The organism is Paenibacillus sp. FSL H7-0735 (assembly GCF_038008505.1).
GTDB classification, from domain to species: Bacteria; Bacillota; Bacilli; order Paenibacillales; family Paenibacillaceae; genus Paenibacillus_AQ; species Paenibacillus_AQ odorifer.
This window is the reverse complement of the sequence record NZ_JBBOZH010000001.1, coordinates 1,050,306-1,073,125: the sequence shown is the minus strand read 5'-3', so window position 1 is coordinate 1,073,125 and position 22,820 is coordinate 1,050,306. Positions and strand designations below refer to the sequence as shown.

The 22,820-nt window shown below is 45.0% G+C and carries 17 protein-coding genes; 8 read left to right on the top strand and 9 right to left on the bottom strand.

Annotated features, from left to right (window positions below; genetic code table 11):
* Positions 1-117 precede the first annotated feature (117 nt).
* Positions 118-1,575, top strand: coding sequence for an amidase family protein (locus NSS82_RS04675; protein WP_076274027.1), 1,458 nt, complete (start codon positions 118-120; stop codon positions 1,573-1,575).
* A 6-nt stretch (positions 1,576-1,581) separates the two neighbouring features.
* On the opposite strand, the gene NSS82_RS04670 is transcribed toward NSS82_RS04675, so the two are convergent.
* Positions 1,582-1,905: a YciI family protein gene (locus tag NSS82_RS04670; protein WP_052096790.1), complete on the bottom strand. Its 324-nt coding sequence runs from the start codon at positions 1,903-1,905 to the stop codon at positions 1,582-1,584.
* A gap of 102 nt (positions 1,906-2,007) precedes the next feature.
* A complete protein-coding gene (locus tag NSS82_RS04665) occupies positions 2,008-2,565 on the bottom strand; it encodes a DUF1273 domain-containing protein (RefSeq protein WP_038568847.1) in 558 nt (185 codons plus the stop codon).
* Between the two features lie 199 nt (positions 2,566-2,764).
* On the opposite strand from NSS82_RS04665, the gene NSS82_RS04660 reads away from it, so the two are divergent.
* Positions 2,765-3,448 (top strand): hypothetical protein, encoded by a 684-nt coding sequence (locus NSS82_RS04660; protein WP_076274026.1) that lies wholly within the window; start codon positions 2,765-2,767, stop codon positions 3,446-3,448.
* 100 nt (positions 3,449-3,548) lie between these two features.
* Here the strand turns inward: NSS82_RS04660 and NSS82_RS04655 are convergent, their stop codons facing one another.
* Entirely contained in the window at positions 3,549-5,579 is a 2,031-nt protein-coding gene (locus NSS82_RS04655) for a beta-galactosidase (RefSeq protein WP_076274025.1), read from the bottom strand.
* 119 nt (positions 5,580-5,698) lie between these two features.
* Between NSS82_RS04655 and NSS82_RS04650 the strand changes: the two genes are divergently transcribed.
* On the top strand, positions 5,699-6,532 hold the full coding sequence (locus NSS82_RS04650; protein ID WP_244886422.1) for an AraC family transcriptional regulator: 834 nt from the start codon (positions 5,699-5,701) through the stop codon (positions 6,530-6,532).
* 762 nt (positions 6,533-7,294) lie between these two features.
* Here NSS82_RS04650 and NSS82_RS04645 read toward each other — a convergent pair.
* The 4 genes from NSS82_RS04645 to NSS82_RS04630 all read right to left on the bottom strand — a co-directional run bounded on the left by NSS82_RS04645 (position 7,295) and on the right by NSS82_RS04630 (position 12,502).
* The gene (locus NSS82_RS04645; protein WP_076274024.1) at positions 7,295-9,286 is read right to left on the bottom strand and encodes a beta-galactosidase; all 1,992 of its coding nucleotides are present in this window, start codon (positions 9,284-9,286) and stop codon (positions 7,295-7,297) included.
* Positions 9,287-9,424: 138 nt separating this feature from the next.
* Positions 9,425-10,726: an ABC transporter substrate-binding protein gene (locus NSS82_RS04640; protein WP_094902687.1), complete on the bottom strand. Its 1,302-nt coding sequence runs from the start codon at positions 10,724-10,726 to the stop codon at positions 9,425-9,427.
* A 61-nt stretch (positions 10,727-10,787) separates the two neighbouring features.
* Positions 10,788-11,621 (bottom strand): carbohydrate ABC transporter permease, encoded by an 834-nt coding sequence (locus NSS82_RS04635; protein WP_036680774.1) that lies wholly within the window; start codon positions 11,619-11,621, stop codon positions 10,788-10,790.
* Complete coding sequence (locus NSS82_RS04630) at positions 11,621-12,502, bottom strand: carbohydrate ABC transporter permease (RefSeq protein WP_036680772.1); 882 nt, start codon at positions 12,500-12,502, stop codon at positions 11,621-11,623. Before NSS82_RS04630 ends, NSS82_RS04635 begins: the two co-directional genes overlap by 1 nt.
* Before the next feature lie 136 nt (positions 12,503-12,638).
* On the opposite strand from NSS82_RS04630, the gene NSS82_RS04625 reads away from it, so the two are divergent.
* Both NSS82_RS04625 and NSS82_RS04620 read left to right on the top strand, forming a co-directional pair.
* Positions 12,639-14,459, top strand: coding sequence for a cache domain-containing sensor histidine kinase (locus tag NSS82_RS04625; RefSeq protein ID WP_076274023.1), 1,821 nt, complete (start codon positions 12,639-12,641; stop codon positions 14,457-14,459).
* A complete protein-coding gene (locus NSS82_RS04620) occupies positions 14,456-16,117 on the top strand; it encodes a response regulator transcription factor (protein ID WP_076274022.1) in 1,662 nt (553 codons plus the stop codon). The genes NSS82_RS04625 and NSS82_RS04620 overlap by 4 nt, the downstream gene beginning before the upstream one ends.
* Here the strand turns inward: NSS82_RS04620 and NSS82_RS04615 are convergent, their stop codons facing one another.
* Positions 16,118-17,287: an SGNH/GDSL hydrolase family protein gene (locus NSS82_RS04615; protein ID WP_076274021.1), complete on the bottom strand. Its 1,170-nt coding sequence runs from the start codon at positions 17,285-17,287 to the stop codon at positions 16,118-16,120.
* A 124-nt stretch (positions 17,288-17,411) separates the two neighbouring features.
* The gene (gene yicI / locus NSS82_RS04610) at positions 17,412-19,733 is read right to left on the bottom strand and encodes an alpha-xylosidase (protein WP_076274020.1); all 2,322 of its coding nucleotides are present in this window, start codon (positions 19,731-19,733) and stop codon (positions 17,412-17,414) included.
* A gap of 127 nt (positions 19,734-19,860) precedes the next feature.
* On the opposite strand from yicI, the gene NSS82_RS04605 reads away from it, so the two are divergent.
* From NSS82_RS04605 to NSS82_RS04595, 3 genes are all read left to right on the top strand, one after another.
* Positions 19,861-20,751, top strand: a complete 891-nt coding sequence (locus tag NSS82_RS04605) for an AraC family transcriptional regulator (protein WP_036680763.1) — start codon at positions 19,861-19,863, stop codon at positions 20,749-20,751.
* A gap of 73 nt (positions 20,752-20,824) precedes the next feature.
* The gene (locus NSS82_RS04600; RefSeq protein WP_076274019.1) at positions 20,825-21,712 is read left to right on the top strand and encodes a helix-turn-helix transcriptional regulator; all 888 of its coding nucleotides are present in this window, start codon (positions 20,825-20,827) and stop codon (positions 21,710-21,712) included.
* Positions 21,713-21,911: 199 nt separating this feature from the next.
* Positions 21,912-22,727, top strand: coding sequence for a hypothetical protein (locus tag NSS82_RS04595; RefSeq protein ID WP_076274018.1), 816 nt, complete (start codon positions 21,912-21,914; stop codon positions 22,725-22,727).
* Positions 22,728-22,820 lie beyond the last annotated feature (93 nt).

Below are 22,820 nucleotides of genomic sequence, written 5' to 3'. Positions count from 1 at the left end.
GAATATATCAAATGGCCAATCAAAATGTAAGTCTAAAAAGAAAACTACCAACAACACCCAAATTATGGTTAGATGAAGGAGAAGCCATATCCTAGAGGGAAAGAAGCGTGAACGCATATGAGTTTTGAAATCGTAGAGGCCACCATACCGGACATCCAAGCTGCATTAGAAGCCGGAGAAATTACGTCAAAACAACTAGTTCTCATGTATTATGAACGTATTGCTGATCACGACAAAAACGGCCTGACGATTAACTCTGTACTGGAGATTAATCCTGATGCGTTGTTTATCGCAGAATCTCTGGATGTGGAACGGGCAATTAATGGCCCTCGCGGCCCGCTGCACGGGATACCTGTGTTGTTGAAAGATAACATCAATACTGGGGACAAAATGCATACAAGTGCGGGTTCGCTGGCTTTGGCGAATTCTTTTGCCGGGGAAGATGCGTTTATAGTTACCAAGCTGCGTGAAGCCGGAGCCATTATTATGGGTAAAGCCAATATGACCGAATTCGCCAATTTTATGACGAACGGCATGCCCTCCGGTTACAGCTCCCGCGGCGGGCAAGTCCTTAACCCCTACAATATTTCTACGCCAACCGGCGGCTCTAGTGCGGGTTCAGCAGTAGCTGTCGCTTGTAATTTCTGTACGGTCTCTGTTGGCACAGAAACTTCAGGATCGATTCTTAATCCCGGTAATTTGGGCTCCATCATCGGCATTAAGCCAACCGTGGGGCTGCTCAGCCGTTCAGGAATCCTGCCGCTCTCCAATACACAAGACACCGCAGGGCCTATGGCTAGAACCGTTCATGATGCCGTGTTGCTACTAAACGCCATGCTGGGCAATGATCAGCACGATGCAGCGATGGGAACAAATACAGGTAAAGTCCACGGGGATTATACTGTATTCCTTGATCCGAATGGTTTGCAGGGAGCTAGAATTGGGATACCACGTGATTATTATTTTGAGGAGCTAACAGATGAGCAGCTTGCCTTGTTCAACGCTTCCGTCAACAGGATGAGAGAGCTTGGAGCAACCATCATTGATCCCGCGGATATTAAAACCGCCCGCGAAATTAGTTACTCTTCGGTGGTATTAAACGAATTCAAAACAGCACTGAATGCTTATTTATCTCATTTGAGCCCCGGAGCACCTATGCGAACCTTGAAGGATATTATTGATTTTAATCATGCACACCCTGTGGAGACTTTGAGATTTGGTCAAGCTACGTTAATAGATGCGGAATATACCTCCTCCGGCACACAAAGCGAAGCTCAATATTTACGCCATCGTGCGACTGACCTGAAGCTGTGCAAGGAAGAAGGCATCGATGCCACTATGAAAGAATACAATCTGGATGCCCTGCTGTTCCCTGCCGATTTTGGCGCCAGAATTACTTCCAGAGCAGGATATCCGTCCCTCGTCGTTCCTTCTGGGTACACGTCGGCCGGTGCTCCCTTTGGTGTAACCTTCTCCGCAAAAGCTTATCATGAGCCCACGCTTATCAAGCTAGCCTATGCTTATGAGCAGCATTACAAGGTGCGAAAAGCACCTTCGCTAAAAAGCTTCATTTGATTAAACCTATTCCTGGAGTGGAACAATACCTAAATGCCTGTTTCCCTCATGGGACAGACTCCATGTACGCACTTCATAGCTACGAATGCCAGACAGCACGTAAGGATCTTTTTCGGCAAGGAGAACGGCTTCTTCGCGTGAGTTCGCTTTTACAATAACCATGCCGCCAGGACAATCACTAAATGGACCACACAGCACTAATTGTCCTTTGCGGTCCAGCTCTTGTAAATGTTTAACATGACCACGAATAATCTCCATGTCTCTACGGTCTTGATTCGTCGGGCTAAGCAAAATAACATAACAAATATCTGCTTGATTGACCTCACTCATCCTATTCTCCACCTCTCGTTCAAATAGAAACTAAAGCCCGTAACGGTGATTTCCCAATGCCGATTCGGGCTTTTTTATTTCGCGATGTCTTCGTTCGTAGCTTTATTCATAATCTCGCTGATTTTCTTCATCGGCAATATTTTGAATCTCATCAGAATGAATAAGAAACAGCTCGTAGTCCCCCTCTGCATGCAGCTTCAGCGCTCGTTCTTTAAAAAACTTCGGGCTGCCTTCCGCCGCATCCTCATCATAAAAGAGCAATATCCCGTCACTTTTGCGGAACAACAAGTCATCTCTGGCCCGGAACTGCCAGCTGCCGTCATAAGGGGCATTACTGACCGCCCTGCAAAAGTCCGCACCCGCAATAATACGTCGGTATTCCTCCTGCTTCTCTTCCTTCCACTTCTCTTCCTGTCCAGTATGCGCCGTAATGATCCCTAATTTCAATTCAGGATATTGAGTCTTGAGTTCACTTACCACCTCACAAGCCCAAAGATCGACACCATACTGGCCAGGGGTAATAATCCATTCGACGCCTTCTTCAATTAGCGGCTTTAATCTGTTAGACAGCGCCTTTTTGATATAAGGAATTCCCGGATGTTTATTGTCAAAAATACCGAGCTCATGCGCACGGTAGCCTGTTACGAGTAAATTCTTCATGTACTGCCTCTTTCCTGAACGTTGGTTATGTCTTACCATGACTTACCTTTGTAGAGTTTTATCCCACTTATATGATTATTATATAGCATTTCCTTGATCTATTTCTTTAGGCAAACTTTCAGCTGATCTTAAGCAACCTTTCAGAACCGTCTGATATATTTCTCCTAATCAATCTAAAACTATTAAGGAGAGAAAATAAATGAAGAAATTAATACCGATTATGATCTCAGGAAGTCTACTCGCTTCTCTACTATTGGCTGGCTGCAGCACGAATTCGGAGGCCGAAGGAACAGCAGTTGCCAATAACCAAGCGAAGACGGCACCCGCAGATAACACTGATGCACAGCAATCTCAAGGAAACGACAATCAACAAAACGGCAGACCCGACATGTCCATGAATTTCGGCAAGATTAAGAGTATTAGCGACAACACGATTACAATCTATACGTCAGAAATGCCTTCCCCGCCTGCACAAGGCACTGGAGGTACGGCTGGAGCCGATATGCAAAATGGTCAGGCCGGTACTCCACCGGAAAGATCCGAAGGTGATCAAGGCTCAGAAAACGGTACACCTCCAGAGGGGGGAATGCCGGAAGGAGGTGGCCCTGACGGCGGTGGACAAGGTGGTGGACCACAGGGCGGTGGGATGCAGCAAACCTTCTCCGAGCAAACCACAGATATTACAATTGATGCTGATACCAAAATTGTAACGGTGACCTCCGACAATGGCACGCGTCAGGAGAACACGATCAGCTTAGCTGACCTGAAAGCTGAGGACATTATCCAATATACGCTGAAATCCGATTCCACTTTGGCGGAGAGCATTACTTTAAGCAGCGGAAACCCCATGGGTACGGCTGAAGGCAAAATGAGCAGCGACTGAAACACCAAAAGATAACAGAAAAAATCCCCACCTACGATCAGCTTCATAAAAGCGTTTTGTAGTGGGGATTTCAAATTTATATAGGTTAGACGAGACTCAACTATTTTTTATCCGACAAAATCAATACTCCGCGACCCGGCACAACAGCTGAACCGCTAATTACATTACCTGTCAGTAGATCAGTACGCTCAGCCGCCCCAATATCGGCGCTTAAATCACCAGCGGTGTGGTTCAGCAAGAACAGAAAAGATACGCCATCCTTCACACGTTGAACAGATTCGATACCTTCCGGTGCAGTTACCAGCGGCTGAATGTTCTTTTCGGCACACAGATTCGCTAGGAAACCTTGCAGGAATCCAGCTTCTGGGCTAGTCGCCACATAATAAGCTTTACCTTCGCCAAATTTATTCACAGTCAGTGCAGGCATTCCTTTATAGAAATCAGAACCGTACTCTGCCAAAACTTCTGCCCCTTCGGCATGGATCAGATCGCAGAGCAGATCACATTTATAAGAACCACTCAAGCTACCCCACGTTTTATCCAGCACGAGCTCATTGCTCATACCTGGCAGTAATGCATCGATTTCCTCTGCCCAAATTCCAAGCACCTTACGCAATTCGCCTGGATAACCTCCAACCGTTACAAGGTCGTTCTCATTAACAATACCGCTGAAATAAGTCGTAATGAATGTGCCGCCCGCTTTTACAAAGGCTTCAACCTTCTCTGCAAAACCTGGCTTGACCATGTACATTACAGGTGCGATAACAATTTCATACTTGGACAGGTTCTCTTCAACCCCGATCATGTCGGCTTCGATATTTTGCTGATACAGCGCATCATAATATTTGTGAACTTCATTCACGTAATCCAAGGCAACCGACGGACCGCTTGATAGATCAAGTGCCCAACGATTTTCCCAATCGTAGATGATCCCTACTTTAGCCGCACTGCGCGCATCCAGTAGTTGATCTCCAAGCTGCTCCAGCTCTTTGCCCAGCTCAGCACATTCACGGAATACCCGTGTGTGTTCATGACCCACATGCTCAATTACCGCTCCATGATACTTTTCACAAGCCCCTATCGAACGACGCAGCTGGAAGAACAACACAGTATCTGCACCACGCGCTACAGCCTGGTAACTCCATAGGCGCATAACGCCCGGACGTTTCAAAGAGTTGTACGGTTGCCAGTTCTGCTGGCTCGGTGTTTGCTCCATCAGCATGAACGGTTGGCCATTTTTTAATCCACGCATAAGATCATGTGTCATTGCTGTAAAGCTGACCGGTGTGTCCAGTGAAGGATAGTTGTCCCAAGAAATTACATCCATATGCTTGGCCCACTCAAAATAATCTAGCTCCGGATAAAAGCCCATCAGGTTCGTTGTAACTGGTACGTTGGTGCTGTGTTCTTTGATCGCTTCATATTCGATTTTGTAACATTCGAGCAAGCTATAAGACATAAAACGGCGATAGTCCAACGAGATCCCTTGGAAGTTAGTACGGTTACCGTTCCATTCTTCACTCAGCTCATTTGGCACCACAATTTCTTCCCAATCATAAAACGTATGTCCCCAAAAGCGTGTATTCCAAGCCTTGTTCAAAGCATCCAGCGAACCATAACGCTCCTTCAACCAGACACGGAAGGCAGCAGCGGACTGTTCGGAATAATCATAGCCACCATATTCATTAGAAATATGCCAAGCTACCAGTGCCGGATGATCCTTGTAGCGTTCTGCCAGCTTACCAGCCAGCTTCGCTGCATACTTGCGGTAAACTGAACTGTTCGGATTGGAGTTATGACGTCCACCGAACTTACGTTTTCTGCCCTGGACATCGACACGTGTCACTTCAGGATATCGGTGAGCCATCCAAGCTGGATGCGCTCCTGTTCCTGTAGCTAGACATACATAAGTTCCATTTTTATATAGTCTATCCATTAATTCATCCAATGAGGAGAAATCATAAGTATCTTCGGAAGGTTGAATTAAAGCCCAGGAAAACACATTAATTGTGGCAACATCAATTCCCGCTAGCTTGAACATCCGTTCATCCTCAGCCCATACAGGCGCATCCCATTGCTCCGGATTGTAATCTCCACCGTACCAAATTTTAGGTAATTTATCGTTAATCACACTTCGCACACCCTTTATAGTATAATTATATATCTATTGTAAATGGTTAAGGTTGCCCTTTAAATATAAAATAATGTCTCATACATATAAGAATATAGAACTAACAGGAGAGGATAGCATTGTCCGAAATCATGCATCGCAGGATCGTATTCGTCCATGAAGGTGGACAGCACTTGCCAATCACTTTAGACAGTATGGGGCACAATCATGATCAGGAAAAAGTATCCCGCCCCGATGGCTATGACACGTATCATTGGCTTCAAACCTCAGAAGGTGAAGGGATTATCCATTTTGACAATAAAACCTTTTCCTTGCCTGAAGGCAGCGGCGTATTACTACTTCCCTATACACCCCATCGTTATGAGGCCTCCACTAAAAACTGGGGTACCTATTATCTAACGTTCGGTGGCGATTCGGCACAATCAATTTTGGAGACGCTTGGGATGAATAGTAATTCTTTTTACCGTTGGGAAAATGAAGCGCCTCTCCCCAATCTGCTGAAGGAAATGCTGGATCGTCATGATGCCTACCAGGATATGTTTGGTCTCGGCGCCTCCACAGATGCTTATCGTTTTTTGCTTACTTTGAGTAAATATGGCCAGCTTCATAACAATACGGCGATTTCCCGCAATGTAGATAAGCTGCAGCCACTGCTAAAATGGATGGACAGCCATTATGGCGATCCTGATCTCGGACTGAACGATCTAGCCGATGAACTAGGGGTATCTGGGCGCTATCTTAACAACCTATTCGTCCAAACTTTCGGACTCTCGCCTTATGCCTACTTCGTACGTTTACGCATCCGCAAAAGCAAAGAAATGCTCGTAAGCCAACCCGATCTTACGGTAAAAGCTATCTCCCAGCTAGTCGGCTTCCGCGATGTCAGTCACTATGTAGCCACATTTCGCAAGCAATCCGGGACTACGCCGGAGCAATTTAGACGCCTGCATTAAAAATGTCCCGCCCACTGTGGAAAAATTGCTCGCTGGGAATATGCGGCTAGAACGTAGTAAGAGTATGGTATGCGCTACTATTGTGTAGAAACGGGCGGTACGGTGAAGTGCGGTACGGTACGGTACGTTGGCTGGGTGCATTTGGCTGCGAGTGTGCGGCACCTCTGAGCTGGATCGTGTAGATCTGTACATGATGGGAGTCTATGTGGAAATCTGATCATGATGGAGTCCATGCGGAAATCTGATCATGTTATGGACTTCATGTGGAAATCTGATCATGTTGGAGCCCATTGTGCAGCTCTCTTCAGTTCAGTATGAGTGAGTCAGACGAAATAATTGCACTTTGTACACTTAAAATAGCCTGCACGGCAGAAATTATCCATATAAGTGTATTCTGTGCAACTATATTCTCGGAAAATGGCCTTGCAGCGGGATAAGCCGATTTTTAGCTGCACAAAGTGCAACTAAAACCAATTAAACACTCCAACACTTCAAATAAGTGTACGAAGTGCAACTATTTTCTGTTGTGCTTCTGTTAAAGTTTCTGCATGCCCTACTCCACTCATTTTTTACTCCACACTTCCACTTACTTCACTATTCCTACTCCACACATTCCCCTACACCGCTCTTCCCTTACTCCACACATCCCTCACTCCATCTTCACCAACCTCACTTCACCTTACTCCACACATCCCTCACTCCACTTTCCTCTCTCCTGCCACACTCCCAAACCCACTCCAATACCTCTTTACTCAAAACCACTCAAATCTCCAGCACCTCTACGCCATACGGCTCAAGCTGGAGCTCTCCCGATCGAATCTTATTATCCAGCAGGCTGCTGTATTCTCGTGGCAACGGAACGATCACCGACTCGCGGCTCAGGTTAAGCAGGAATAAGAAGCTTCCCTGATTTCCAGTCCGTACGGAGGCTTGTACTCCGTTTGGCAATCCTTCAAAGCGTAACAACCCTTTTTCCTTAGCCAGGTTCTCTAATAGAACTGACCAGTACTTCTCTTCCGCATGAGTTCCGAAGTAATAAACCTGACCTTTACCGAAGGAATTAACAGTTACAGCGGGTGTGCCGCGATAGAAATCATCACCATACCAAGCAATCGGCTGGGCCACTACCGGCCGGAGAATGTCGCACCACTGCGTACATTCGTATTGGTTACCCTCCGCATCCATGATGGCATGTGTTTCAGCGCCAATCGGATCATACTCCAGCACTTCAACGCCGGTACAGTAGCTCAGCTGCCCAGGCAGCGGTTGCATGACTGCGATGTTGTTTATATTTTTGACACCACTACGGTTGGTGATCAGCAAGGTCCCGCCAGCGAGGGCAAAATCCTCCAGATTACGTACGATCTCCTCATCCAGCAAATATAAATTTGGAGCGATCACTACTTTGTATCCATCAAGCGGTTGTCTGAGGTCGATAACATCGCAGCCGATGCCAAGCTTGGTTACCGCCCGGTGAATCTGCTTAATGTTCTCATAATAATCAAAGCCCTCTGCCTGCGGCTGAATATCCAGTGCGGCCTTCTCTTCATGGGAATGGAGGATAGCCACTTCGTTTTTCAGCATCGTTCCTTGGAGCTTGTCGCTCAGCCTATTAACCTCATGACATAGCTGCGTGAACTCCGCTAATCTGCGTCCCGGAACATTGCTGTGGTCAATCAGCCCGTGCCAGAATTGTTCTGCTCCTGAAATTGCACTTCTCCAGCGAAAATGAACAACCGTATCCGCACCTCTAGCAATCGCCTGCCATGCATAGGCACGAATCAGTCCTGGATAAGGGGTTCGCCACATCGGCATCCAACAACCCGGCGATCCACTCAGCTGCTCCATAATCCAGAAGTTTTGACGTTTAATGCCACGGGTTACGTCCAATGAAAGCGCTCCGCTATAAGGCGTCGTCTCTTGTTTGGTTGGCGAAGTATTCGGATAATAATCAAACGCAGCCACATCCAGATCTGCACCCACTGCGTACATATCGAGACGCTGCGGATAGCTGTGAAAGTTATGGGTTATGAAATGCTCTGGACAAATCATACGCAAAATATTGATCTGCGCCGTCTGAAACGCTACCACCGAATCCCACTGAAACCGCTGAAAATCCAGCAGAAAAGATGGATTCTGATGAGGTGATCCGCCCAGCGGCACGGTAAGCTCATTCCAATCGCTGTACTCCCCGCTCCAAACTACGGTTCCCCATTCTGCATTGACCTCATCCAGTGTTCCGTATTTAGCTTGTACCCATGCTCGAAAAGCAGTATTACAAGCGTCACAATGACAATCCAACATGCCAAATTCATTATCAGTCTGCCAGCCTATGACAGCCGGGTGTTCACTGTAACGCTCGGCAAGACGCAGAATAATACGGCTGCCATACTCACGCAGTGATGTGCTGTTATAGCAGCGGTGTCCACGTACCCCCGGGTGAAAGGTCTCTCCATTAGCAAACACCGGAAGCACATCCGGAAATTTCGTCGTTAACCATCTTGGCGGTGTAGCTGTTGGCGTACCCATCACAACCTGCAGATCATATTGATGAAAAAGGTTCAGCGCGCGGTCCAGCCACTCGAACTGGTAATTCCCCTCAGTTGGCTCCAGTCGACTCCATGCGAACTCAGCAACCCGGACTACTTTAACACCTGTTTCTTTCATCAACTTGATATCTGGTTCCCACATGGATTCATCCCAATGCTCCGGGTAATAGTCCACACCCATCTGAACATGATCATATCGTTTCATTGGCGCTTCTCCCCATCCCTTGATATTCAGCCCTGTTTCCCAAAAAAAGCGCTCCCCGTCTCAAATTGATGAGGTATACGGAGAGCGCTTCTGTTAACCACTAATATCCATTAAATCTTCTCTATAAATGTGCTTTACTTATTTTTTAAGCTTGTCCCATGCAGCTTGCATACCAGTCATCCAGCCGTTAACGTCAACCTTGTCAGCGATGAACTGTTGGATCACGCTGGCAAATTCTTGCGTTACACCATCAGGGAATTTGGAGGATTGCAGGCCATAAACTTTGTTTTCTTTTACATAGTTCCATACGTCTGCTCCAAGCATACCGATGTCTTCAGGTGTTGCTTCGATTGTGGACAAAGCAGGGATGAATTTCCATTTTTTAACGATGTACTCTTTACCCATATCGGACGTTACCAACCAGTTCAAGAAAGTTTTTGCTTCTTCTTTAGAACCGGATTCTTTGTTGACTACTAGGTTCGCAGGGATACCTACAGTCATTTTGTCATTCTTCTCAGCATCTTCATTGATTGGCATAGGGAACATACCAATGTTCATATCAGGAGTGATGTTATCAACAAGAGTTTGTGCCCAGTTACCTTCTTGCATCATTGCAGTTTCACCTTTTGCGAACATTGCCAGGTGAGTGTTAGCATCTGTGGTCAAAGGATTCTTTTGTCCGTATTGTAAAGTCAGTTTGAGATACTTGCTCCACTCTTCAAACGTTTTATTGCCTACAATTGTACCAGTTCCTTCATTCAAACCTTTGATGAATTCATCTACATTATCTTGTTGTGCAAAGGCTACGCTGATCCCTTGGTTACCTAGCAGCCACCATTCCTGATATGCATTACCAAAAGGAGTTACGTCGATAGCTTGCAGCTTTTTAGCTGCTTCTTCAAGCTGTGACAATGTTTTTGGAGTTTCAGTGATTCCCGCTTTAGCGAACAAGTCCTTGTTATACACAATACCGATACCCTCTAGGTTCATTGCCATACCGTATACTTTGCCATCTTTAGTCATAGGCTCTGCAGCCATAGGAATCAGATCTTTTACCCAAGGTTGGTCGGACAGATCTTCCATCTTGTCTCCCCAAAGTTCCATTTCTGCATATCCACCATTGGAGAAAATATCAGGCGCATCGCCGGAAGCGAATTTAGTTTTCAATGCTGCTGCGTAGTCCGCACCACCACCAACTGTTTGGATATCCAGCTTGATGTTAGGGTATTCTTTTTCGAATTCAACCTTAAGCTCATTGAGGCCTTCTACGATTTCAGTTTTGAATTGGAAGATCTTTACGGTCTTCACTTCACCTGAATTTGTGCCAGCGCTTCCATTTTGTGAGTTACTAGAAGCGTTATTATTACCACCACATGCCGTTAGAGCTAAACTCATTGCCATTACTGCTGATAGAGCAACTGCGGAGTGTTTCTTCTTCATTATATATTCCCCCTTAAAATAGTGGACTGCTTAAAAAATATTTGGAACGAAGGGCTCGGTGTTAACCTTTCACCGAGCCAGCCGCTATTCCCTCAACAATGTAACGTTGCATAAACAGGTAGAAAATGATAATTGGTGCGACCCCGATTACGAGAGCCGGAAGTGCCATATCCCATTGTTTGGTGTATTGACCAAAGAAGGAGAAAGTCGCCAGTGGAATGGTCCGAAGCTCTGGTGCCTGAAGAATCAAGGATGGCAACAGATAGTCATTCCATATTCCAAGTGCGTTTAGCACGATTGTTGTCATCACCATTGGCTTCAGCAAAGGAAGCACAATACGGAAGAACACGGTAATAGGATTACATCCATCTACTGTAGCCGCCTCTTCAATTTCAAGAGGAACGGACTTGATAAAGCCGTGGAACAGGAAGATCGCCATCGGAACACTGATCCCTAGATTCGTGATAATCAAACCAAGGAAAGAGTTGTTTACTCCAATAACATTTACGACCTTCAGAATTGGAATCATGATCGTTTGAAACGGAACTACCATTGCCGCTACAAATATAAGCAGCAAGAACTGATTGAATTTCGTATTCGCCCGAACCATACGATAGGATGCCATCGCACTGAACAGAGAGATTAGAATAACACTGATAACTGTGATAATAACCGAGTTTCGGAATGCTTCACCGAAACGGGCTAATTTCCAAGCGGTTGAATAGTTCGACCACATAAATACTTTTGGCCAGCTTGCCGCATCACTCAGAATTTCACCGAAGGATTTCACCGAGTTTGCGAGCAAGAAATAGAATGGAGAGAGAAAGAGCAGGGCCAGGAGGATCATTATCACTTCCGTGCCAATATTCCATCTCTTTTTTTCTGTAGGTTTCATTACGCTTCAACCTCCTTGCTCTTCGTGATACGGACCTGAATCAGAGTAATGATGGCTACAATTACAAAGAACAGCAGCGCTTTTGCAGTACCCAGCCCGTAACGATTGTTCAGGAAGGCTTCATTGTAAATATTCATAGCAACGGATTCTGTCGATTTGAACGGTCCGCCCTTCGTCAAGGACAAGTTAAGGTCAAACATTTTGAATGACCAGGAAATGGCCAAGAATAATCCGATAGTTACAGCAGGCATAATTAGTGGAACTACGATATTGCGTAGCACCTGCCAACGGGAAGCCCCATCAATATCAGCCGCTTCTAGTACTTCTTTAGATACGTTACTCAACGAAGCAATGTAGATAACCATTAGATAACCGGAAGACTGCCAAACAAAGACCATTACAATCGCCCAAAATCCTGTTGTGGCATCACCGAGCCAAGGAAGATTAAAGAAGGACCATCCCGTCAGGTCGCCCATAGTGGCGAACCCTTTGATGAAGATAAATTGCCAGATGAAACCAAGCAACAACCCTCCGATAACGTTCGGCATAAAGAAAATGGTCCGAAGCATGTTACGTGTCTTTAAAGGTTTAGTTAACAGATAAGCCAAGAAGAAGCCTACCACGTTAGTCAAAATCACACCTAACACCGTAAATCTTACCGTAAACCAAAAGGAAGACCAGAAGTCAGGGTCATTTGAGAAAATAGTGGAAAAGTTTTGAAATCCGACCCAACTTACATTACCGGATACACCGTTCCAATCTGTGAAAGAGTAATACATCCCCATCAAAAATGGAATAATCGTTATTAAGGTAAAAAACAAAACTGCCGGACCAACGAAAAAAAGCTGTTGACCTAACTGGGACAACTTAGTGCCGCGCATTTATTGCCCCCCCCTTTCTTTTGCTCACTTACTTGTTTATGCTTTATACACATATTATCTGTTTTTTTCAGGGTACCTCACACCTACTAAAGTGATCTTTCAGGTGTAAAATATTGATCGGATGTGACAAATTTCGATGAAATGGAACACGATTCGCACAAAATTGATCGTTTTTATCCTACTGCCAACGTTAATTTGTATTATGGCCACCATGTTTATTAGCTATCACTATAGCACTCAATCCCTAAGAACAAGGGCAGTAGACGAGAATACGAACCTCCTCTTTCAAGGCAATAGAAACATCGAAAGTCTGATTCAGGAGATCAATCGTCTCTCCCTTATCGTTTATTCAGATTCAGATTTCTACAGACTGCTCGAAGCGGGATATGAGGATATGGCAGCAAATACACGAATTTATTCTTCTCTAAATTACATTTCTTCATCCATGCCAGATATATCCCAGGTGTATCTGTACGGTGCCAAGGATAGAAAAGCCACTTTGCTCACCCAGAATACACCCAAACGTTGGCAGGGTATTCCTCCCTATGCCGACTCAGATATCACTAGCAGTTCTCCTGTGGTTATACAAAGTACACATATAAGTCACAGCTACGGCCTAACTTCACCTATCCCGCAACTCATACCGGAGCCTGTGTTCACATTGCATAGACGAATTGAAAGGATTCCAACTACCACTCCAATCGGCTTCCTGTCGATCGATGTTAAGCTAACGGCTCTTACCGACATCGTCAGTCAGTTATATGATCAGAAACAGGAAAACATTTGGCTGCTGGATGGCGATGGCAAGATTGTATACGGAAGCAACAGTGAGGAATACGGCAAGCGTCTACATGCCTCCTGGTACAACAAGCAAATCGCTACCAATCAAAGCTCCCAAGGGTATTTTGAAGAGGAAGATGCTGTGTTTATTTACCAGAGAATCGAAACCCAAGGTTTAAATTGGACCCTCGTGAAGCAGATTCCTACGTCCTATCTCTTCCGGGAAGCCAACGAGGCGGCAGCGATCAATATAATCCTCCTTGTTCTACTATTAATTACAATTGCCACCTTAACGACTCTGATCTCTTTTCGAATCACAGCCCCGATCAAGCAGTTGACTCGTTACATGAATCAGGTGCAGACCGGTAATCTTGATGTTGATATTCAACCTATGGGCAAAGATGAGATTGGCGTGGTTACCGAGCGATTCCGCAGTATGATGGACACGATCAACAACCTGATCCTAAGGGAGTACAAGCTGGAATTGTCCAATAAAACCAATGAACTGCGGGCACTGCAAGCACAAATCAACCCGCATTTTCTGAATAACACGTTGCAAATCATTGGCACGCTGGCCTTAGAGCTTAAAGTGCCCCAAATTTACTCACTTCTTTCAGCTCTAGCCAAAATGATGCGCTACAGCATGTACAATGAGGAGAAGATCGTAACTGTTAAGGATGAGCTGGATCATGTCAAAGCCTACATTGAACTGCAAAAGGAACGTTTTGAAAATAAGTTCAGTTTCCGCTACGATATGGAGGAATCACTTTTAGAGACGTTTATGCCGAAAATGATTTTACAGCCTATTGTTGAAAATTATTTCAAACACGGCTTTAATCTTTCCCGCAGTGACGGATTCATTGAAATCACCGCAGCAAAAGTGGATGACAACCGGATGGAAATCTGTATCCAAAATAACGGAAATGCGATCCCTTCAGCGAAGTTAGATCTTTTAAAGCAGAAGCTACAGCATCCTACTAGAACAGATATAGATTTATTAAGAAATACAGAGCAAACCAAGGAAGCTACAGGATCAGGTATTGGTCTGCCGAACGTTCTGGCTCGACTCAAGTTTGTGTGCGGAGATAGTGCCACTTTAACTGTTGATAACCTTAGAGCGGGTGGAGTAGTAGTGAAATTGGAAATTGAAATTATAGCGGAGCGTGAAAAGATATGAAGGCGTTGATTGTTGATGACGAGGCAAGAGTTAGAAAGGCAGTCAGACTGCTTGTCGACTGGGACGCCCATCAAATAGATGAAGTTCTGGAAGCCGGAAATGGAAATGAAGCCATCGAGATCATCCGGCAGGCTAAACCAGCATTAGTCATTATGGATATGATGATGGAATCAGGTAATGGGATAGAGTTAATGACCTGGGTGAACGAATTCGCCGGCAACACTAAGTTTATTGTAGTCAGCGGACATAATGATTTTGAGTTCGTACGTCAGACTGTGCGGCATGGGGGGATTGATTATATCCTGAAGCCCATCGAAGCCGAGGCAATCAATGTAGCGGTAGCTAAGGCAGTTGCAGCCTGGCGCTCAGAAGAAGATGACCGAAGCGAGCGGCAGAAACAGAGTATTCAGCTTAATGAGTTCAAGCCCATTTATGGGGAAAAGCTATTATCCGCACTAATTGATGATCCGATCAATTCTGATTTATCTTTGCGGAGGTTATGCAGTGATGGTATCATTCCGGAAAACATCCATTCCGCTCGGTTAATATTGGTGCAGACAGATGCGGGTAACAATCCGTTGATTAAACGTTTTGGCGGAGACACCGAGTTAATGAACTACGCTATCGTCAACATTTGTAATGAATTTTTGCACAGTCCGCATAAGGGTGTTGCTTTTCGTTATTGGGGAGGTCCTCCGGAGATTGCAATTATTCTGTGGGATATTCAGACCTCTGTGGTCGAGCTAATAGGCAGAATCAATCATGGCATCTACTCTACCTTGCAGGTCCGAATGCATTTTGGAATCAGCAGCATCGGCAACTTACCTAAGCAGTTACCTTATCAGCGTGCAGAGGTGGCAGAGGCATTACAACGCCGAAACTTATTAATTCATGAGGATTACTGCCATTTCTCCTCCTCCTCCGAAGAGTTCAGAGATCGTAAAGAGATCGCCAAAGCAGAGGTTCGCGGTAATATATCAGCAACGAACTTTGCTGACGTCAAGGAAGATTGGAAAATGGCAGTCATCAGCGGAAGTCCAGAAATATTATCAACAGCTGCGCAGCACTGGGTAGATGAGCTTAGCCGAGGCGGGATTGTTACACCAGAAATCCTAAACTCATGGAAAAATGATGCTCTACTATTTCGTTCCCAGCTGGTACGGGAAATGTTAGGCCCTGAAGCTGAAGGTGCACTGGCCGAGCTTGAACAGGCCGACCAGCTTCACCCAGCTCCTTATACGAACGGTTACTCGTTCTCCTTATTCGCTTGGCGTGACTGGTCGTATACCCTAATGCAGGAGCTGGCCGAAGTAATCGCCCTGAAACAAGCTAAAGAACGTAATCCGATGCATGATATCGTCAAATATATCGAGCTTAATTATGCTTCCGACCTGTCCTTACAGGAAGTGGCCGGAAAGTTTTTTGTTAGCCGTGAATATATTTCCCGCCGATTCAAACAGGAATACGGTATTAACTTTTCCGACTTTATTGTTAATATCCGAATAGATAAAGCTAAGCTGCTATTGCAGAATCCTCGTCTGAAGCTGACCCAAATCTCCGAAATGGTCGGTTTTCATGATGTTAAATATTTCAGCAAAGTGTTTAAGAAGCAGGTCGGATCTTCACCTAAGGACTACCGGGACACATTTAAGAGTTGATCAATACCAGTTTAAAAAGGCGTCCGCAACCGTCTTACCGGCTATGCCGTTCGGATGCGGGTCGTCTTGTCCACTCATATATTCCGGTCTGATCCGGTGATCGTCTGGTGCAGGCAACGATAATAGGCTTGCTATATCAAACACACGGTCTACTCCAGCGGGTGGGTTAGTCAGGATTTCATGATTCACTCTACGCCAAGTTTCTTCTCTTGCCTCCTGAAAATTAAACGGCGGCACCGTACTTAGAATAATACTAGCATCAGCATTTGCTGTTTTGATCTTAGCAATAATAGTTGTCAGATCACCAAGTAACTCATCTGCAGAGCGGCAGCCAATATCAATATCATTTACGCCGAGGACAATCATCAGTTCATCACTCTGTTTAGCTTTGTGAAGCCAAGGGCCATCCGCAGCCACATCATACGCTCTAGCCCAGCCTGAGCCGAGATTCCATACGCCAATCTCTGCACCAAGACCATCCGCAATTCTCGCTGCCCAATATTCGTATCCGTCCTTTAATGTCCGCACACCTTGAGTAATCGAATCTCCCAAAAATACTAGCTTCTTATTCACAGCTTTCTTATACCCGATATAGCTTGGCAGTACCAGAAGCTTGTCGGATTCTGTAAATCCATCGGCTGATTCCTGTGCAGCCAGATTTCCGGGCGCATCATAAGCGGTTGCCAGCATGCCTTCTACATTGAAAGGAATGGATTTGCCCGCAGCGGTTGTCTTAATCGTCCATGTAAAAGCTAAGTAATGGCCATCGGGTAGATTAATGCTTGTCTCATCACTCCAGAAGCATTCACCGGCCGCTACTGGTTTGGAGACATTGCCTTCAAAGGTGACAGCATGTTGTGTATGCTCAATAATAGCTCCGTTTGGCTCAGTTCCTCCATCAGCGATAAAAGCCGATTCGATCACCCAACTGCCCCCAGGTTCACTACCCGAAGCTTCAAGCCCGTGGTCCCAAGTGGAATCCACTGCATTGCTATGCCAAAATTTTAGCTGCAACGGGCCGTTTTCCCGTAACCGAATATAAGTCCGGAAGGTATGTGTAAAAGGTTCTTGCCTATTCATAATAAAATTAGCGGCGGTTGAAAGAACCGTAGCAGAGGTATAGTCCGTCTGATTCAAAACTCCACTTCCCTTAATTAAATTAGTATTCATAACGTTTCCCCCGTTATTAGTTAAGATTGTAACACTAAAACCTCTCCTATAGACCAGGGAATAGATCGTTCACCCAGTCTACAAGAGAGGTTATGGCTATATCAATATGCTTTAAGAAATCATCTTATTTCAGTCTAATGGTAAACGATACGGATTTTGCACCTGCGTTTACTTTCACTGTAGTCTCATCTACTTGCTCTGCACCTTCTACGGAAGCGATAGCTCCCAGATCTTTAAGGGAAAGCGAGAATTCTTTACCGCTGCCTTCTGCAGTAACTGTTACGCTGTTGCCTTTGCGGGCAGCCTTCACAGTCAATTCAGGAGCACCTTTAAGATCACGTACGGTTGCAGAAGTAGTAGTACCTTCTTCAAGTGAATACAGGCCAAATTTCACGCCATCCGCAAAGTCATAATCCGGTTTGTTGTCGATGCTGCCGATTGCCAGCAAGGAGTTCTGACGAACGAACAGTGGCAAGCTGAAGAAATCATATTTCTCTTTGCGCCATGATCCGCCTTGTACAGTTTCACCAGATAGCAGGTGTGTCCAGCGACCCGCTGGCAGATAGTATTTCACTTCGCCGTTTTCTTGGAAAATAGGCGCTACGAGCAAGGAATCACCCAGCATGTATTGGCGATCAAGCACTTCGCATGTTGGATCTTCCGGGAATTCCATAACCATCGCCCGCATAGAAGCCCAGCCATGCTCTGCAGCCTGGCCAGCCACATCATAGAGGTAAGGCATCAAGCTGCATTTAAGCTTCGTGAAGAAGCGGGTAACATCACAAGCTTCATCATCGTACGCCCAAGGTACACGATACGAAGTGCTGCCGTGCAGACGGCTGTGGCTGGACAACAGTCCAAAAGCTAACCAGCGTTTGAATACATGTGCCGGAGCAGTGTTCTCGAAACCACCGATATCGTGACTCCAGAAACCGAAACCGGACAAACCTAGGGACAAACCGCCACGAAGGCTTTCTGCCATGGATTCATAATCTGCGTAGCAATCTCCGCCCCAGTGAACTGGGAACTGTTGGCCGCCAGCAGTTGCAGAACGTGCGAACAATGCTGCCTCATTCTTGCCAAGCTTCTCTTCCAATACTTCAAATACAACTTTGTTGTACAGTTGAGTGTAGTAATTGTGCATTTTCATCGGATCAGATCCGTCGAAATAAACTACATCTGTAGGAATCCGCTCACCGAAGTCTGTCTTAAAGCTGTCTACGCCCATATCTACCAAATCACGCAGGTAGCCGGCATACCATTCACAAGCCGCAGGGTTAGTGAAATCCACCAGTCCCATACCCGCTTGCCACAGGTCACATTGATAAACGTCGCCGTTAGGCTTTTTGATCAAGTATCCGTTTTTCTTGCCTTCTTCAAACAAGCGTGAACGTTGGCCAATATAGGAGTTGATCCATACGCAGATCTTCAGGCCTTTTTCCTTCAGGCGTTTCAGCATGCCCTCTGGATCTGGGAATACACGTTTATCCCATTCAAAATCAGTCCATTGATACTCACGCATCCAGAAGCAGTCAAAGTGGAATACATGCAGCGGCAGATCACGTTCTGCCATACCTTCTACGAAGGAATTTACAGTTTCTTCATCATAGTTGGTAGTAAACGAAGTTGTCAGCCACAATCCAAAAGTCCATGCTGGTGGAAGCGCTGGTTTACCTGTAAGAGCAGTATAGTTGCTAATAACGTCTTTAATGGTAGGTCCATCGATCACGAAGTATTCCAAGCTTTCTCCAGCTACGCTGAATTGGGCCTTTTTCACTTTTTCTGAAGCGATTTCATAGGAAACCAATTCCGGATGATTAACGAATACTCCATAACCTTTGCTTGATACATAGAAAGGAATGTTTTTGTAAGCTTGCTCGGAGCTAGTACCGCCGTCTTTGTTCCAGATATCTACGGTTTGTCCATTTTTCACGAAAGCTGTAAAACGTTCGCCCAGACCATATACGAATTCGCCTACGCCGAGATCCAGCTCATCACGCATGTACGTGTTGCCGTCTTGGTCGGTGATGTAAGCCATGGATTTAAAGCCACTGCCTGTAATACGTTCTTCGCCGCGATAGAAATCCACCGCCCATTGTTCGCCTTTGCGAATCACTACACGAAGTCCGCCGCTGATCAGCACGGTTTCGAGATCCGTTTCTTCAATCTTCACATGATCGCCAGTACCTTTAGTCAGTTCGAAAACCGGACCACGTTCCTGTACACCATCATGATGAATAATTTTAATGCCTACCACGCCTGGAAGCGGGGAATGGAATTTTACAGTAAGCAGGGTTGAATTCAGCGTTGCTGCGCGCCCTGTGATTGGAGTCGTTTGTGTAATTGCTGTTAATCCTTCGGGAGTCTTTTCTACAACATAATTTTGAACTGCGCCGTTAATCGTGATACCTTCACGAACCAGCCAGAGACCATCAGTAAATTTCATTGTGTACTTGCCACCTTTCAATTTGGTGTTTATAGTTGCATTATACCGATAAAAAATGAACAAAACTAATACTATATAGCTCATTTATAACACTATTTTGATGTTTTTTAAGAAAAGAGGCGTTTATATGGACCGTACAACTCAGAGTTTGCTAAAAGAAAACAGAGTTCATGGAGATAGTATGTTTCCACTCGCAGCTTATTGGATCGAGCTTCCATCCGGAACGCATGTACTTGATACACATTGGCATGAAGAAGCGGAGTTCTTTATGCTGCTAGAAGGAGAAATTCTGTTCCAAGTAGACACAGAATATTTTCCTCTCCGAGCTGGAGAAGCGGTATTTATCGAATCTGGCGATATACACGCCGCCTATGTGCTGAACGAAGACACCCCCTGCAAATTCTGTGCGCTTGTATTTCTGCCTGATCTTTTGGCTAGCGCCCAGTACGATACGATCCAGCAAAACGCGATTTTGCCACTGCAAGAGAAACGCCAAAGCTTTCCGAGACATATTACACCCGCTATCCCTTGGCAGCAGGAACTGCTTCATCATCTGAAGCAAATGATGGAGGCATACGCTAATAAAATGCCCGGATTTGAGACCTTTATGAAAGGAACTTTGCTAATCATGCTTTCCAAGATTACCGCAGAGGGCCGATTTGAGAACCGCAGCCAATCGGATGATGCAGATACTACCAAGATTAACCGCCTTAAAAAGGTGATCCTTTATATCCAAGATAACTATCAGGAACCGATCCGTACCCGTGATCTATCAGAGCTTATTCCCATGAGCGAGGGGCAATTCTGCCGCTTCTTCAAAATGATGACTCGTAAAACGCCAGTCGATTACATCAACTCTTACCGGATTCGCCAGGCTGCCGATCTGCTGCAGCAAAGTGAAAGAAAAATATCCGACATCGCATTCGAGGTCGGATTTGATAATGTAAGCTATTTTATAAAGGTTTTCCGCAAAGCGATGAAATGCTCGCCTTCGGAGTTTAGGAAAGGTGCGGGCTAGTCTCATCTACTTCATGCAAAAACGATGGATTCCAACCTGATTTTTAGGAATTACAACCTTTTGGAGGCTCGCGATGAACTCACCGATTCTTAGCTTTATCACACCGCCTATTCCTTATTTCATAGACTGTGGCCGTGCTCACTACAATGCTGGAGACTATCATATCAGTCGTAATTGCATCGGCGTATTTGATCTAATCATTGTTAAAAAGGGTACGTTGCCTATCGCCGAGAACGAGGTGCACTGGGAGCTAAAGGAAGGAGAATTCCTCATCCTTCGACCAGATGCCCATCACTATGGCTTTGCCCCCTGTCCTATCGAAACAGAAATCATCTGGATTCATTTTCAGACTTTCGGCAGCTGGATCGAGTGTCAGGATATGAACGAATGTCTGGAAAATCAGAGCGAGCTCATCGAGAGCCATAAACAAAAAGCTTATTTAAATCACTGCGATGTATGCTCGATTTTTATTCCGAAGTATATGAAAATTTCAGAGAAGGCAATGGAGGTATTAGAGTTCTTTTTCCATCTGGAACAAGAACCCCAATCGATGCGCAACTGGAAGCGCCAAGCCTCCTTTCAACAGTTTCTGCAATTCTTGGACCGCGATCTCGCCGAGGCATCAGATGCAACCGCCATTCATCTCGCCGAGAAGATTGAATTGTTCATTCGGCAAAATTATACTCGTGATGTAACTAACTCCTTACTTCAAAAAGAACTTAACTATCATCCCAACTATCTCGCCAAAAACATGCTGAAAATATATGGTGTGACCCCTATGGCCTATCTCCTGTCCTATCGTCTAGAACAATCCAAGCGGCTGTTAATTCAGACTTCCTGGTCCATCGCCCGCATTGCTGAAGAGGTTGGCTTCCATCATATTACTTACTACTCTTCCTGCTTCTCCAAAAAAGAAGGCATCTCTCCCTCTAACTTCCGACAAAAATTCACCGGCAAATAGACATAACAAAGCCTGGCATCGAAAATATCTTCCTCTTCCAGGCTTTGTTCAGATATGCTTACCAAATATAATTCGGATAAAGAAGTTGTTACGCGTCCATCAAACAGCGCTGCGGCTAACAGCTCTCTTTATTAAATATTACTGCTGATTTGCCGATATATTATAGATAGATCTTATCGTCGTAGGAGGATAATGAACCATGCATATAACGAATATGACCTCATCTATGGGAACGAGGTTTAATGTATCTGTTAGTCACCAAACTAATGATAAAACTATGAAATCAAACAGCAATATTAGTGGTAATGGTAATGGAGACAAATTATCAATAAGTAAATCTGCAAAGGCCGCTTTTCAAAGTCAATCCAAAATGGACGGAATGGTTAACTCCCTGCTTAAACAAAAACAAAATATCATCGACAGTAAGAACAGTCTGATTGAAAGAACTACCAAAAGTTCACATAATCTCGAATCTATTCAAGATCAACTTAAGGAGTTCGACAAGCAGCTTCAAACGATTGACCAACAAATTGCAAAATACAGCTTCGAAGAGCAACAAAAGAACTTAGAAGATGCTCAAAAAGCTAATTCAACGGATGAACCTAAAACCGAGCAAGAGATACAAAACGAAAGATTGAATACGATTGTTTCTGTAAGCCAAGATGTTAGCCAAATGGAGGTAGTTTCTTCTACCCACACTAAGATGCGTGGCGAGGCTAAAATTCTGACCAAGGAAATAGAGCTGGATGAGACTCGTTCTACTCATTCTGCAACAGCCAAACGGGAGCAGTTATCCAAAATCGAAACTAAACTATCGGAAATGAACGAAACGTTAGGCGATGCCATGAAAGACACGGGAGATAAAATTAAAGATCAGATCGATAAAGCAGGTTCAACAGAAATTAAACCTTCTGAAGAAAATACCAATGAGCGGACAGAACAATTAGCTACCTATCAAGAAATTCAACGTTTAGCTGAAGAATCTGATAAGTCACAGCTAGAAATACTAATCTAACAAGAGCAAGATTCTCTATATAAAAAAGCAATCGGATCTCCTCCGCATCAGAGGGTCTGCCGATTGCTTTTTTAGATGCAGCTGATGTTATTT